At 36.1% G+C, this 13,963-nt stretch carries 13 protein-coding genes and 1 tRNA gene; 7 read left to right on the top strand and 7 right to left on the bottom strand.

The window, feature by feature from the left end:
* Positions 1-43: 43 nt before the first annotated feature.
* The 4 genes from J3U91_RS06900 to J3U91_RS06885 form a co-directional block, all read right to left on the bottom strand.
* Entirely contained in the window at positions 44-823 is a 780-nt protein-coding gene (locus tag J3U91_RS06900; protein WP_002820287.1) for a (S)-acetoin forming diacetyl reductase, read from the bottom strand.
* 107 nt (positions 824-930) lie between these two features.
* Complete coding sequence (locus J3U91_RS06895; protein WP_002820284.1) at positions 931-1,371, bottom strand: Rrf2 family transcriptional regulator; 441 nt, start codon at positions 1,369-1,371, stop codon at positions 931-933.
* Between the two features lie 79 nt (positions 1,372-1,450).
* Positions 1,451-2,077 carry a diacylglycerol/lipid kinase family protein gene (locus J3U91_RS06890; protein WP_226489929.1) on the bottom strand — a complete coding sequence of 209 codons (627 nt, stop codon included), beginning with the start codon at positions 2,075-2,077 and terminating at the stop codon, positions 1,451-1,453.
* A complete protein-coding gene (locus tag J3U91_RS06885) occupies positions 2,050-2,424 on the bottom strand; it encodes an acylglycerol kinase family protein (protein ID WP_004164862.1) in 375 nt (124 codons plus the stop codon). Before J3U91_RS06885 ends, J3U91_RS06890 begins: the two co-directional genes overlap by 28 nt.
* Before the next feature lie 330 nt (positions 2,425-2,754).
* Here J3U91_RS06885 and J3U91_RS06880 point away from each other — a divergent pair, with 330 nt between their 5' ends.
* The 4 genes from J3U91_RS06880 (at position 2,755) to J3U91_RS06860 (ending at position 7,146) form a co-directional block, all read left to right on the top strand.
* A complete protein-coding gene (locus tag J3U91_RS06880) occupies positions 2,755-3,426 on the top strand; it encodes an aggregation-promoting factor C-terminal-like domain-containing protein (protein WP_226489928.1) in 672 nt (223 codons plus the stop codon).
* Between the two features lie 58 nt (positions 3,427-3,484).
* Positions 3,485-4,792, top strand: a complete 1,308-nt coding sequence (locus J3U91_RS06875) for an alkaline phosphatase family protein (RefSeq protein WP_002816741.1) — start codon at positions 3,485-3,487, stop codon at positions 4,790-4,792.
* A 248-nt stretch (positions 4,793-5,040) separates the two neighbouring features.
* A tRNA-Glu gene (locus J3U91_RS06870) sits at positions 5,041-5,112 on the top strand.
* Positions 5,113-6,354: 1,242 nt separating this feature from the next.
* Positions 6,355-7,146 (top strand): alpha/beta fold hydrolase, encoded by a 792-nt coding sequence (locus tag J3U91_RS06860; protein WP_002818543.1) that lies wholly within the window; start codon positions 6,355-6,357, stop codon positions 7,144-7,146.
* A 307-nt stretch (positions 7,147-7,453) separates the two neighbouring features.
* Here the strand turns inward: J3U91_RS06860 and J3U91_RS06855 are convergent, their stop codons facing one another.
* Together J3U91_RS06855 and J3U91_RS06850 are read right to left on the bottom strand one after the other, a co-directional pair.
* Positions 7,454-8,413, bottom strand: a complete 960-nt coding sequence (locus J3U91_RS06855) for a D-2-hydroxyacid dehydrogenase (protein ID WP_002818544.1) — start codon at positions 8,411-8,413, stop codon at positions 7,454-7,456.
* A gap of 189 nt (positions 8,414-8,602) precedes the next feature.
* The gene (locus J3U91_RS06850) at positions 8,603-8,962 is read right to left on the bottom strand and encodes a MerR family transcriptional regulator (protein ID WP_002816744.1); all 360 of its coding nucleotides are present in this window, start codon (positions 8,960-8,962) and stop codon (positions 8,603-8,605) included.
* Positions 8,963-9,045: 83 nt separating this feature from the next.
* Here J3U91_RS06850 and J3U91_RS06845 point away from each other — a divergent pair, with 83 nt between their 5' ends.
* Positions 9,046-9,900: an oxidoreductase gene (locus J3U91_RS06845; RefSeq protein ID WP_002818545.1), complete on the top strand. Its 855-nt coding sequence runs from the start codon at positions 9,046-9,048 to the stop codon at positions 9,898-9,900.
* A gap of 249 nt (positions 9,901-10,149) precedes the next feature.
* Here J3U91_RS06845 and J3U91_RS06840 read toward each other — a convergent pair whose 3' ends face one another.
* On the bottom strand, positions 10,150-10,737 hold the full coding sequence (locus J3U91_RS06840; RefSeq protein WP_002818546.1) for a winged helix-turn-helix domain-containing protein: 588 nt from the start codon (positions 10,735-10,737) through the stop codon (positions 10,150-10,152).
* Positions 10,738-10,840: 103 nt separating this feature from the next.
* Here J3U91_RS06840 and J3U91_RS06835 point away from each other — a divergent pair, with 103 nt between their 5' ends.
* Both J3U91_RS06835 and J3U91_RS06830 read left to right on the top strand, forming a co-directional pair.
* Positions 10,841-12,136, top strand: a complete 1,296-nt coding sequence (locus tag J3U91_RS06835; protein ID WP_002820282.1) for an MFS transporter — start codon at positions 10,841-10,843, stop codon at positions 12,134-12,136.
* A gap of 529 nt (positions 12,137-12,665) precedes the next feature.
* Positions 12,666-13,946: a chloride channel protein gene (locus J3U91_RS06830; RefSeq protein ID WP_002816749.1), complete on the top strand. Its 1,281-nt coding sequence runs from the start codon at positions 12,666-12,668 to the stop codon at positions 13,944-13,946.
* Positions 13,947-13,963: the final 17 nt, after the last annotated feature.

Raw genomic sequence — 13,963 nt, 5'->3', positions numbered from 1 at the left:
AAAAGTGGTCCTTTTTTATTAATCTTGATTTCTTGATAATGTTTTAGTTGAAAACCATACCTCCATCAACGACGATTGTTTGACCGGTAACATAATTCGAATCAGAACTTGCTAGAAAGCCAACTGCATTGGCAACATCTTCCGGTTCGGAAATTCTACCCAAGGCGATTCCTTTGGCAAATTGATTCATTCCCCAGTCGTCGTCTTTTCCGGCATTCTTGCCGACTTCGTGCGCAATGTCTTCCATCATTGGTGTTTTTACAATTCCAGGTGCGTAAGCATTAACAGTAATACCAAATTTAGCCAACTCTTTGGCAGTTGTTTGAGTAATTCCACGAATCGCAAATTTTGTCGATCCGTAAGCGGTTAAATCTGGATTGCCTTGAACTCCGGCTTGGGAGGTAGCGTTGATGATTTTTCCAGCGTGATTGAATTTCTTAAAAATGGTCGCAGCCGCTTGAATTCCCCATACAACACCATCAACGTTGATTTTCCAGGTCCATTCCATATCGTCTTCGGTGACTTCCATAATTGGAGTGGTTGGAGCAACGCCAGCGTTATTGACGACAACATTCAAATCTCCGAAATTGTCGCTTATTTCTTGAAAAGCTGCAAAAACTTCGTCGCGTTTTGAGACATCGGCTTTTTTGGCTATAGCAGTATCGGAACCATATTCTTCATTTAGTTCTTTTGCCACTGCTTCGACTTTTTCTAAATGTCTACCAATCAGTCCCGTCTTGAAACCGTCTTTTGCCAGTCTTTGAGCAATTGCTTTACCAATTCCTTGACCAGCTCCCGTAATAATTGCAACTTTATTTGACATCTTTGCCTCTAATTTTATCCGTATAAATATTTGTAAAATAAATCACAAAAAATATTCTAGCAGAAGATAATTTTCATAACAAGATGCAAATTAAAAAATAGTGAAAATTACTTGATGCTATCAAATTGTTTCTCCCGCGCTTTAGTGTCGTTAATAATATCTTGTAGTGTAATTTCAGCCATTTTCATTTCTGCAGCTGTCTGGATTTCTCTATAATAATGATCCAGAACTTTTGGAATGGCTGTACCGATCGGGCAAAGCATGTCGGTATTTTGATCAACGTTTAATAGATTTCTTTTTTGGGAAACTGCAAGGTATGTTTCTTGGAGAGTAATTTGCTCAGCAGCCTTTGCCAAGACCGGTTGAGGTGAACCTTGAACGGCATTTAACAAGTGAGCTTTTTTTAATTTACTCATAATTCTTCTAACTAAACTGGGGGCCGTTTGCAAACTAACCGCAATTTCGGAACTTTTAACGGATTGTTTGTTTTTGTGCAGAGCAATATAAACTAAAACATGAGTCGCATCGCTTAATTGAGTGTTGGCCATTAAAACCTCTCCTGAATAATATTGTACAACGATCGTCAGTACAAACGGTCTGTGGTAGCGATTGCTTCATTCGTTTATATTATTTTTCGGATTTTGTCGGTATCCAAAAAGGATATGTTGTTCGAGAAAAATTTAATTGAAAAGAATTTTCATTCAAGACCTGGCCATCAATTTGAGCTAACTGTTTGGAATCGACATTTAAGCTGAAATCATCTTTTAAAGTTTTGTTGTAGACTGATTTCATTTTGTATTGAAAAGATCCGAATACGATTGTCAGCAAATTACCGATTAGTTGAATTAAATTATTTTTTTGAAAAACAACCAGTTTTAAGTTGTGCATCTCAATTTTCTCATCGGGGGCAATCTTGATTCCACCGCCAAAATATGGATGATTGGTCACGGTCATTAGAAAAGCGTTGGGAAATTTCTTTTGCAGATTGTTGCCCTCGAATTCCGCTGAATATGATTTTGCTTGAAAAACCATTGCAATTGCCGAGATTAGGTAACTAACTGCCCCAAATCCAACATAGTTGAATCTTTTTTTAAACTTTGATTTGTTGCTTGCGTTGACGACTGCCCCGTCGAATCCGATCCCGAATCTATTCATGAAGTAGTGTTTCTTTGGGTTATTATTTAGTTGATAAACGCCAATATTCAGATTATTGGAATGATCGACTTTTAACAACTCCTGCAGATTTTTTTCCAATGTCGGGCAGATTCTAATTTAGCTCCCCGAGCGAAATCATTGCCTGAACCGGCAGCTATATAAGCCAGCGGCAGGGGATGTTTTCGTTTCGCGTCAAGCAGACCGTTTAGAACTTCATGGAGGGTTCCATCCCCTCCAAAGGCCAAAATTACAATATTGGATTTTTTATCGGGCAAGTCGCTTGCCAAATCATAAGCATAGTCTCTCGGCGCCCCAGGATAGGATGAAATCAGAACCGAAAGGCGTATATCAAGACCAATAATATAATCTTGTATCTTATGCCAGATTTCACGTCCTCGATAATTACCAGCGTGTTGATTAATGATTGCGTAAAAATGCGGCCTCATATTTTTTTAATTGTAAGCTTCATTAAAAATGATTCTCATAATTTTAAAAATAACTTCTAAAAAAGATACCCATTTTTGTGTCTTTTTCATTAAAAAAAGCTTTTTTCTATCATATTTTCCATGTTTGTATTATACAAGTGGGGATTATTTCAAGCTTTTTTTGAATATATTAAAAAATAATTAAGTGAAAAATGTTCTTAACTCAAAATATTACAAAGCCAAAAGCTTTTATTGAAGCTTATTGCATTATACAAATTAAATGGTCTGTTACAAAATAACAATATTCTTGATATTTTCAAGTAATTTTTGCCAGCCAATATATGCTTTGCAATGAAACGAATAAGCGTAAACTCACTTGTTAGGTCTGTCATTTTGGCAGCAGCTATTGTTCCTATACAAATCCAATCAACTTCTTTAACAACCGCTCGAGCGGTTTCCAATAATCAAAGTAAATTTCAAAAGCAAATTAAGCAGTCATCTTTTAATCAGCCTTTTGAAATTCATGCGATGACGGACAAAATATTGTCCGAGCAATATACTGCCAAAGGAAAAGCTAATGTTGAAGCGGCAGCCAAAAAGAACGCAGCTGAGAAGGCTGCCCAACAGTCGGCTGCTTCTAAAGCTGCGCAGGCTAAAGCTGCTGAAAATGAATCCTCCCAACAGGAATCCGGTCAACAGGCAACATATACGGATACTAGTTATCAAACTTCTTCAAGCAGTAGTACAACTGCTAATTCCAGTTCCGCAAGCACTACCACTACGACTTCCAGTTCCGACAGCTATGGTATTAGCGATCCCTCCAAGGCTTGGATCGAAAGCGTTGAATCAGGTGGGGATGCAAATGCCTCGAATGGGCAATATCAGGGAGCCTTTCAGTTGAGCAGCCAAGTCGCAGCTGAGTATGGCGGCTATTCCGGTTCTGCAGCCGATAAATATGTTGCAGCCCGTTATGGTTCTTGGGCTGCCGCTGCTGCACATCATCGTGAATATGGCTGGTATTAAACATTATTGCTTCGTTTGTTCGAAGCAATTTTTTGTATCCTGATCTAAAATATGGTTAATGTTTAAGGATAAAAAACACTTATTGGTTGTGTCTTTTGATGCTTTTGGTGCGCTGGATGCAAAAAATCATTTGGATATCATGCCGAATTTGAAGTCTTTGATTGAACAGGGGACACATGTCAAGAAAATATTTGGTATTTATCCAACACTCACTTATCCTAGCCATACAACTATTGTGACCGGAGATTACCCAAAAAATCATGCTATCGTTAATAATACTTTGACTCAGATCGAACGTGGTTCTGCTCCTGATTGGTATTGGTGGTCTAAGTATGTTAAAGCACCGACGTTGTATCAACTGGCGTATGAACAAAGGATGGACGTTGCTGCCTTTTTATGGCCTGTAACCGCTGGAAGCCCGGCAATTAAATATAATATTGCTGAAATTTTTCCTAACCGAATTTGGCAGAATCAATATACTCAATCATTTAAGGCCAGCTCACCTTTTTTTACCATTCACATGAATTCTAAATTTGGTAAATTACGTAATGGGATCGCGCAACCACAACTTGATGACTTTGTGACTGCCTCGGTTTGCTGGACTTTGGAACACAAATATCCTGATTTGACGCTTGTCCATTTGGTGGATCTTGATTCGATGCGGCACCATTACGGGGTTGAATCCAAAGAAGCAATTGAAGCATTAGAGAGGCTTGATACCCATTTGGGGATGATGCTTGATTCCTTGAAAAAAATTAATCGTTTGCAGGAAACAAATATTGCTATTCTTGGCGATCATTATCAGATTGATGTTTCAAGGATGATTCACCTGAATTATTTATTTAAACAAAATTCCTGGTTGGATTATGACGAAGAAAAACAAGTTATTACCAACTGGCGTGTCATGGCTAAAACGACCGATGGATCTACTTACATTTATTTAAAGGATCCGAAAATGGCAGCTGGGATTTCACGTTTGATTAAGGAACATGCGGGTCAAGGGATTGAAAAGGTATATTCTAAAAAAGAATTAATCGAATTGGGAGCGGATCCGGAAGCTGACTTAATGGTTGAAGCCAAAGCGGGGTACTATTTTACTGATGAAATTTCAGTTACATCTTTGATTGAGGAAGTTGACGCGAATTCAATTGGCCAAACGGATCGTTATCATGCCGTCCATGGTTTTCTTCCAACAAGAAAAAATTATCAAACAACTTTGATCTTATCTGGGCCGGGAATTAAAGCAGCCAAAAAAATTCGCTCTGCTCGTTTGATTGACGAAGCGCCCACTTTTGCCAGAATTCTTGGTCTGAAATTTACCAATTCAATTGATGGTGAAGAAATTAAAGATGCTTTTATAGACTAAGATACAGGAAACATTAATATGATTTGAGATTTCTTGTCTCTGGCCTAAATTAATTTGATCCAATTTTATTATTGTTGTGAACCCAAATTTCAAAAAATATTGGGCTTAAATATCTACGTTTTGGTGCCTTTCTCCTTGGCTGTCTTAATAGTTTTGGCAAATGACAAAGAAAATTGAAAATAACGCTTGACCTTCGTGACTTTTTCCCGTACTATATTTACGTTGCTTAATTGTGACACCGACCATTTGGCTCGATGGTCAAGCGGCTAAGACGTCGCCCTTTCACGGCGAAATCTCGGGTTCGATTCCCGATCGAGCTACTAATAGGCTTTATACCGATTACCGGTATAAAGCCTTTTTTGTATCCAAATGTCGATATATCAACGTTTCTAAGCACTCTAGATACTACTTTTCTCTACTCGATTCAGTGCTATTTTTTGCCACATTTGCCACAAATTTGCCACACTAAAATATGCTCATAGCTTTGGCATCATCTTCTTTTCTTTTTGATTCCAAAAGCTGGGAAAAAACTTTTTCTGTAATCATTAAATTCGCATGTCCTAGTCTTTTACTTATTTGGACAGTATTTACGTCATGGTCTTTTCCAGACGGGTTAATTAATTATTGAAATTAAACTTGGCTAGAACCTTTTAATAACGTATTTGCTTAATATTTTTTCAATAATAAAAAGACAGATTTATATACAGAAAGTGTCTGCTTTTCCAAAGTCCATTTTTAAAACCCAGGTTATGGAGCTATTTTGGATGCGAAAACAGCTGCCATTTTTTAATTGAAGTCATATTTTATCACACAGGTAGATACTAATTATTTAGGCTCCAAACAAATGTTTTCGGCCACTCAAGCTATTGCTTTATATCTTAATTGCAAAGTGCCCTTGGGATTGACAGTGCCAAGTAATTTGATTGTTAATCCTAACAGATGACTGTAAATCGTCTAATCTTATCGATTTGGTGTTTTATATATACAAAACACAGATATCGTATATAATTGCCTATGGATGTCATGGTCGATATCCAATATTTTCGTTCATAGTTCACGCTATGATAAGTCCTCGCTTTATGCGGGGATTTTTGATTACTCTTGATAATTAGAAAGCGCTTTCTTTTTATCCTAAATCATGTTAAACTATAAATAGGGTTTGAAGAGATCATAAAGCGTATTCTAGATACTGACGAAGACAAGACCCTGTAAGGGGTAAGATTGGATCTCAAAGGACCCAAGAGCAGTTCTCTTGGCATTCATGTAATGAAACATTGAAGCGCAAGTTTCAAAGTTAACCTACATTGGGATGTGAACAGCTAGAGATATCAGGTAGAACTGATTGACTTGAAACTGTAAAGAGGGCTGTTTTTTATATACAAAAACATCGAAAGTGGAGAGCTTTCGCCTATACGAATATATCTCACTGCGTCCGTCACTTAATTGTGGTGGGCGTTTTTTTAGTTATTAATTTTCTTAATAGTTACTAATAGTTACTATAGGAAATTCCTTTTTATAGAGTTACCCATAGTGATAATCTGAGACAGGAGGCGATAGACAGAATGTCTTATTTTGTTACAAACGATGATACAAAGATTTACTATACTGAACAAGGAAGTGGAAAGAACCTTTTGATGGTTCATGGTTATGGTTGCTCTGGGAAATACTTCAAAAACAATGTTCCGGAATTAAGCAAACATTTCCATGTTGTGACAATTGATTTGAGAGGCCATGGAAATTCTAATGAAGCTGTTTCAGGGAAAAGAATTTCTAGATTAGCTACTGATGTCCATGAACTGATTAAGCATCTTGATTTGAATGATGTGACATATTTGGGTTGGTCAATGGGATGCTCTGTTGGTTGGAGCTACTGGGATCTTTTTCGCGCTGACCGTTTGAAGAAGTTTATTTTTGTTGACGAACCAGCTTTGGGTTTGGACACTAAAGACAACCCTTCGGGATTATTGAATTATCAGCAGACGCTTGATTTTTGTTCCTCTCTTTATACGGATAAAGAAGGGGCACTCAATGGTTTTATCAAAAATATTGTAATTGATAAAAGTTTAAACTTAAACGATTTAATCGAAGATACAGATAAAGCAAATGCTGATTTTGTTTCACCACTTTTCTATAATCATATGGCTAATGATTGGTCTGATATCATCAAAACGATTGATATTCCGTCTCTTGTTTTTTCAGGAAAGAAAAGTTTTTTCAATTGGAAGTTAGTTAAAAAGGTTAGCGAAGAACTTCAAAACTCAGAATTCGAATTATTTGAGAATGTTAGTCATATGCTGTTTTTTGAAGAAGCTGATCATTTCAATAAAAGCGTTACCGAATTTATCGAAAAATAAAAACTAAATTAAAAATTGTTTCCTATCCGAGGCGATTTTGTTTTTTGTCACAATTTATTCAAGCATCTGATCTATTTATCGGGTGTTTTTTCTTTATTATTTAATTTAAAACCGATTAGTCTAAAAGTATGAATTTTTTCAAATGTTCATTCTGTAATTGAATAATCTGTATTTTGCTGAGAATAACTTTTTTAAACGATAAATATTTCAATATATGATTTATGGCATATTAAAAATGGCTGCATGTATTCGTTGAGAAAACCCTGTTTTAGTGATATTTATGTTGTGTTCGAATTAAAAATATTAATTAATCGACTTTATTTTGAATGTGTCCTTTCAAAAACTGTTTTAAATTATCAACTGTTATATCTAGCAACCTTTCTCGGGTTTCTAAAGGAGCCCATGCAATATGGGGCGTGATATAACAATTTTTGGCTTTTAATAATGGGTTATTACTATTAATTGGTTCTTTTTGTACTACATCAGTGGCATATGCATAAATATTTTCCCCATTTAGCGCACTTGCAAGATCTGCTTCATCAACTAATTTTCCTCGCGCTGTATTCAATAAAATAACCCCTTTTTTCATTTTCTCAATAGTTTTTTTATTGATTAAATCAATAGTTTCTGGAGTTTGGATAATATGAAGACTTATGACATCAGATTTTTGTAAAAGTTTATCTAAGGTAACTTGTTTTATCCATTTTTTGGCTATTTTTTTAGGGCGGTGATTATAAAAAATAACATTCATGGAAAAAGCATGCCCAAGTTCAGCAACCTTTTGAGCAATTCGTCCATAGCCGATTAGTCCTAGCGTCTTACCTTTTAATTCGAAAAGCGGTTTATTCCAGAAAGTAAAATCAGGGCCTTTTGACCATGTGCCCTTATGAACTAATTGATCATGCAGGCCAACCTGTCCCGTTACTTCCAGCAATAAAGAAAAAGTAAATTGGGCTACGGCATCAGTGGCATAAGTCGGAACATTTGTAACAACTATGCCATTCTTGTTAGCACTATTTATATCAATAACATCATACCCTGTGCCCATAATTCCAATGTATTTTAATTGCTTGGATTTCTTAATCACTTCATCGTTTAAGGGTGTTTTATGAGTTAAAACGATTTCGGCATTGCCGATTCTTTTTAAAATTTCTTTATTATTGTCGGCTGCTGTCCGATCGTAAAATTCGAAATCAGCCAGTTCATTTAACGGTTGCCAATTTAAATCCTTGTTCAAAGCATAACCATCTAAAAGCACAATTTTCATAATATGTTCTCTCAGCCATTCTATTTATATAGGATTGTTCCTGATAGCTTTAATTATACTGGTTGCTATTATTTCCATTTTGGAGCGATATATATATATATATAACAATTTACCAGATTGTTAGAATATTTTTTTGAGCAACTCGGTATTTACTTAGAAAAAATATAATTTTTTCTAAACAATGACTGTTTAATTAAGTACATGTTCATTTGTTTTTGAATTTTTGTGATACTCAATCTTATAATCTAAAAAATTTAACGTTTGTTTCATTTGTTCTATTTTATCTGTCAACCGTTTGTGGCTCTGTTCGAGCAGTCTAACTTCATAATCGTGATCTTGTAAATGATTCAGGTAATTTTTCATCTCGGCCATCGATAAGCCTGCTTGACGCAGATGGACTAAAAGGCGAATGCGTTCTTTAGTTTTAGGGTCGAAAAATCGTTGGCCGCTTTCATCTCGTGGAATTTTGATTAGTTCTTGGCTTTCATAATAACGGATGGCCGAAGCTGAAAAATTGTACTGTTTAGCTATTTCTGAAATAGATGACACGTGATTAACTCCAAATCTAAACTTGACTTCAAGCTACTTTAACATGCTAGCATGAAAACATCGATTGAAAGGTGGTCATTAAAATGAATAAAAAAGAACAAGTTTGGTTGGTAACCGGGGCTTCATCAGGCTTTGGTCGGGCACTCGTTGAAGAATTAATTAGTGATGGATATCCGGTCGTGGCAACGGCAAGAAAATTAGATAGTCTTTCAGATTTAGGAACAGGGGAAGCCGATATTTTAAAGTTGTCTCTTGATGTGACTCAACCAGAACAAATTCGTGATGTCGTTTCACAAGCAGAATCTCATTTTGGATCTATTGACGTGCTAGTGAACAATGCCGGCTATGGTTATTTCGGGGCAATGGAAGAATCAGATCAGACCGAAGTCCGTCAAATGATGGAAACAAACTTTTGGGGTGCTAATAATATGGCTTTAGCGGTATTACCAAAAATGAGAGCGAAAAGATCCGGACGTATCATCAACGTTACATCAATAGGCGGCTTAGCCGCTTTTCCAACTTTTGCTTATTATCATGCAACAAAATTTGCGATGGAAGGTCTATTTCAGTCATTGCGTAAGCAGGTTGCACCCTGGGGTATCCAAGTTACTAATGTAGAACCGGGCGCCTTTCGAACAAAATGGGCCGGCGCCAGCCATAAGGGAGCTAAGAATTTAATCGATGATTATTCGCTGGTACATGAGGCTCGCCTAGTATCGGAAAAACGCTCCGGATCGCAGGACGGAGATCCTAAACTGGCTGCCAAAGCATTTATTAAATTGGCTCATATGAAAGAACAGCCTATGCATTATTTATTTGGAACTGATGCGTACAAGATGGCTGTAGAAGGTTATGAAAATTCTCTTTCAGAATTCAAGGAATATCGTGATGATGAGACACACCTGAGTTTTGGAGATGATGATTATTGGAAAAAATAAATTGATTAGTTTTTCTATTTAATAACATATTTTTCTCTAAATTAAAACCGTCCTAATTCAGAGACGGTTTTAATTTTCTTTTTTAAATTACTCTAATGATGCCTTTGCCAATATTTTTTAATAAACTGTTTGATTCAAATAGCTGTTCATATAATTGTTTTATCATGGTTGAATAAGTATGTTACTAACACATTGAATAATTAATTCATCTTAAGTTTTTCCTTATTTACGGGAAAACCGCTCCTCTTCTTACCATTTTTCGAGGAGGAGATTAACGGTTCTTTTGTCTTTTTCCTTATCGTTTTTTTCGGCTTTTGCTAGCAATAGGAGTATATCCTTCATTAATTTTTTTTCGGCCTTTTCCGATAACTTTAAAGAACTTTTAGAAGCGCTGGTGCGCATATCTTCATCTATTTCTTTATCGTTTCCATTTTTTCGAATATCCGATTGTAAGCTTTCTAAAAACTGTTGATTTTCATAAATAATCCATTTCACAATTTCTTTATCGTGTTCTTTAATCCAAGAGGCTGAAATATTTATGTCACTCTCCGAATCACTATCTAAACTTGGAAATATTTTCGGGTTTTGATGGGTCATTTTGTAGCTGGAATAATAAAATTCTTGAAAATTATTTATATTTTGTTTTTGGGAAATTTCCAATAAACCTTGGTCCAACATTTTTTTAGTTGAATAATAAAGTTGGTTTGCCGGTATATTGGTTTTTTTGGAAATTTCTTTAGAAGTAAGACCTTTTTTGTTCTTTGTCGCTTTTAGAATGGCAATAATCTTTTCGTCTGCCATTAATTTAGCCAACTGCGAAACTGTTTTTTCTTTCATCTTCTCAACCTCTTAAAATAATAATAAAACCTTGACAAAATATAATCAATCGATTACATTTTTATCAATCTACTAAATAAATTTAATAGGGAAAATATCGTTTATGACGGATGAGAACTCACAATCTATAATTACAGATTCTCAATCCAATCTGCAAATAATCAAGGATGTGTCAAGTAATTTGATCGGTTCTTTAAGTGGTGGAATGTTCTCTTTTGCGATGGGGTTAATGCTATTGCATGATACTAAATCGCCACTTAGTTTTGGGCTTGAGACGATTATTTCTCCAATTGTCAGTTTGCTGTTTTTAGTTCCGGTTGGAAATCTTGTTGATAAATACAAACACAAATTTATTTTAGTCAGCAGCATCCTGTTAAGAATAATATTTTTACTGATTTTTGCTTTTTCTATTAATATTTTTTTCGGTATTTATAAATTGATTCCGGTAGCGATTTTCGTTACCGTAAATTCAATTTCAACTAATTTTTCTACTACCGCTTATTCAGCCTCGGTTCATGAACTTGTCAATGATAAAAAAATCCAGAAATTAAGTTCGCTAAGCCAGTCGGCATCGGCACTTTCTTCTATTTTGGCACCGGTCCTCGGAGTGGCCTTGTATGCTTTGACAGGTTTTAGATTCTTCATTTTTATCGAAATCATTACGACTTTGGTTTCCTTTGCAATATTGTTAACGATGAATTTCCACTATGAAAAAAGAGAAAATTATTCCAAAACGAAATTAGATAATGCTATATCCGGGTTCTCGAACTTTAAAATTGGATTAACTTATATTAAAGAACGCCCGTTAATTAAAAACATTGTTTTCGTTGCCGTTGTCATTAATTTTCTTTTCACGGCCATAACTGTTGGAATGCCGTTTATGATCGTTACTCGTTTGCACGACGGAAACGGACCGGTCGGTTATATAGAAACTGGTTTTGCGCTTGGTTTGTTACTGGGCAGTTTGTTGATGAGCATTTTACCGAGTGATAAATACCTATTTTTCAAATTTTCTTTGCCTTTGCCACTTATGGGTGTTTCGATGGCTTTATTAGGTTTCTTAATTGATATATTTCACGACCCTTTAAGGATAAGCTTGTATGGATTTTTGATTGTTATGTTATCAGGCTTTATGAATGGAATTTTCAATGTCGCAGTCAATGTTAAATTGCAAACTAGCGTGCCAACGCATATTCTTGGTCGGGTAGTGTCGATTCTGGTGACTGCTGTAACTGCCATAATGCCAGTCGGCACGCTATTCTATACCTTTTTGTTTCAAAAGATTATCAACGGTTCCAACATTTTAATTTTCAGTGGTATCTTTTTATTCGTATATGCTTTTGTTTTTGGTTTTTCAATTTACAGAGATGTTATGACAGATAGTTATTCAAAAACATAATTCTTATTAAAATTCTTTGCTGAGCCGGTTTTTATTTATAATTAATTCAGAAATTCTATATTTATAATTAAGGTGCTGTTTGAAGGTGCCGACCATCAGTAATCAAAAAATTTAAGTTTTCATATGTACTTAGTCGTCTCCTCATAAGAGACGGCTTTGTTTTTTATGTGCTGTTTAATTCTGATTTTTGAACTGGATTGATAATTCACATACAAAAATTATTTCAATCATACCGAACACCTCCTCTTATAGTAATTGCCATATAAATAAACTTAATAAAAACGATCAATTGGAATTGATAATGGTATAAAATTTATGGGGCAGTGCGTTAAAAAATCAGTTTTTCAATTTCTTCTTCCTTATGCAATATCCTCAGAATGATGAGAACTCCAAAAAAACATTGTTAGATGTCTGGATAGCAAATAGAAGCAAAGAGTTGACCTGATTGAATAATAAAGTTTTATGAAATTTGAAAGTTAAAATTAAAGGGTAAGGATCGCATTTACTGTTTATGGGTTTGGTGTAACGAATGCGTTTAGGGGAGATAGTGGAACAAAAGAATCGGTATTTCGGAAAAGAGGAAACATTTGTTCTGGCACTTTCAACGGTGGTGTTGGGACTAATTGTTGGGGCTAGTTCACTTTTTCTTAGCCTATTTCTTGATTTAATCGAGCGGATTTTTTTAAAATTCAAAGAAACAGCCTTGGAACCAAGTTCAATTGGAATTTCTCCTTTGCACCGGCTTCTTTCTGTTTTGATTAGCGGCATAATAGTGGCTCTGGTTTGGTACGTTTTACGTAACAGATTTAAATCCATTATCGGAGTCAAAAGAGCAGTGAATGGCGACAGCATGCCGTTTTTAGCGACTATTATCGATGTTTTGACGCAGATTTTCTACGTTGGCAGTGGTGGGTCGATTGGCCGAGAATTAGCGCCAAGAGAAGCCGGGGCTGCGATTGCCCAACAATGGCAGAAATTAATCCAAAAGTGGCATTTGACAGTCTTATCTAAAGAAGATTATCAATTGTTGATTGCCGCTGCCGCCGGAGCGGGTTTTGCCGGAGTTTATATTGCGCCCCTTGCAGGTAGTTTTTTCTGTCTGGAAATTTTGTTGAAGAAGATCACGCCGCGTGCCATTAGCGTTAGTTTGGTTATGTCCGTGATTGCGACTTTGGTTGGATCGATTGCCAAAGGCTTTGGACCCTATTATTTGGTGAAGGACAATAATTTTTCTTTCATCTTTTTGCTGATTATCCTTTGCATCGCACCGATTTGTGGAATATTGGGGGCTTTCTTCCACAAATCAGTCAGTCTGGCCGAAAAAAAACAGACAAAAAATTGGCATATTTTATGGCAATTACCGCTTGCAGCTTTGGCGACCGGTTTGATAGCGACATTTTTTCCTCAGATTATGGGAAATGGCCGTGCTTTGGCGCAAATGGCAATGAATACCAGTACTCAGGGACTAAGTTATATGATGCTGCTTTTGTTCGGCGCTGTGGCAAAAGTTACATTAACTTTATTTACGATTCGTTCAGGAACTGCTGGCGGTACTTTAACACCTTCCATTTCAATTGGAGCGGTTACTGGTGTTCTTTTGGGATCGATTTTATTTTTCATATGGCCCTCCATTCCGATTTGGCAATGTGCTGTTGTCGGGGCTGTTACTTTTTTGGCCGCAGCTCAACAGGCGCCCTTGATGGCCTTATTCATGCTTATCGAGATTAGCCATCTCGGTTATTCGGCTTTTCTGCCTTTAGGTCTTGGAGTGGCCTTGTCAATCGGTGTTTCGAGGGTCATCTTAAAATAGTGAGCTAGCTTTTTTTA

Source organism: Oenococcus oeni (assembly GCF_020510245.1).
Taxonomy (GTDB): Bacteria; Bacillota; Bacilli; order Lactobacillales; family Lactobacillaceae; genus Oenococcus; species Oenococcus oeni.
The sequence above is the reverse complement of the archived record's forward strand: the minus strand, read 5'-3'. Positions and strand labels throughout refer to the sequence as shown.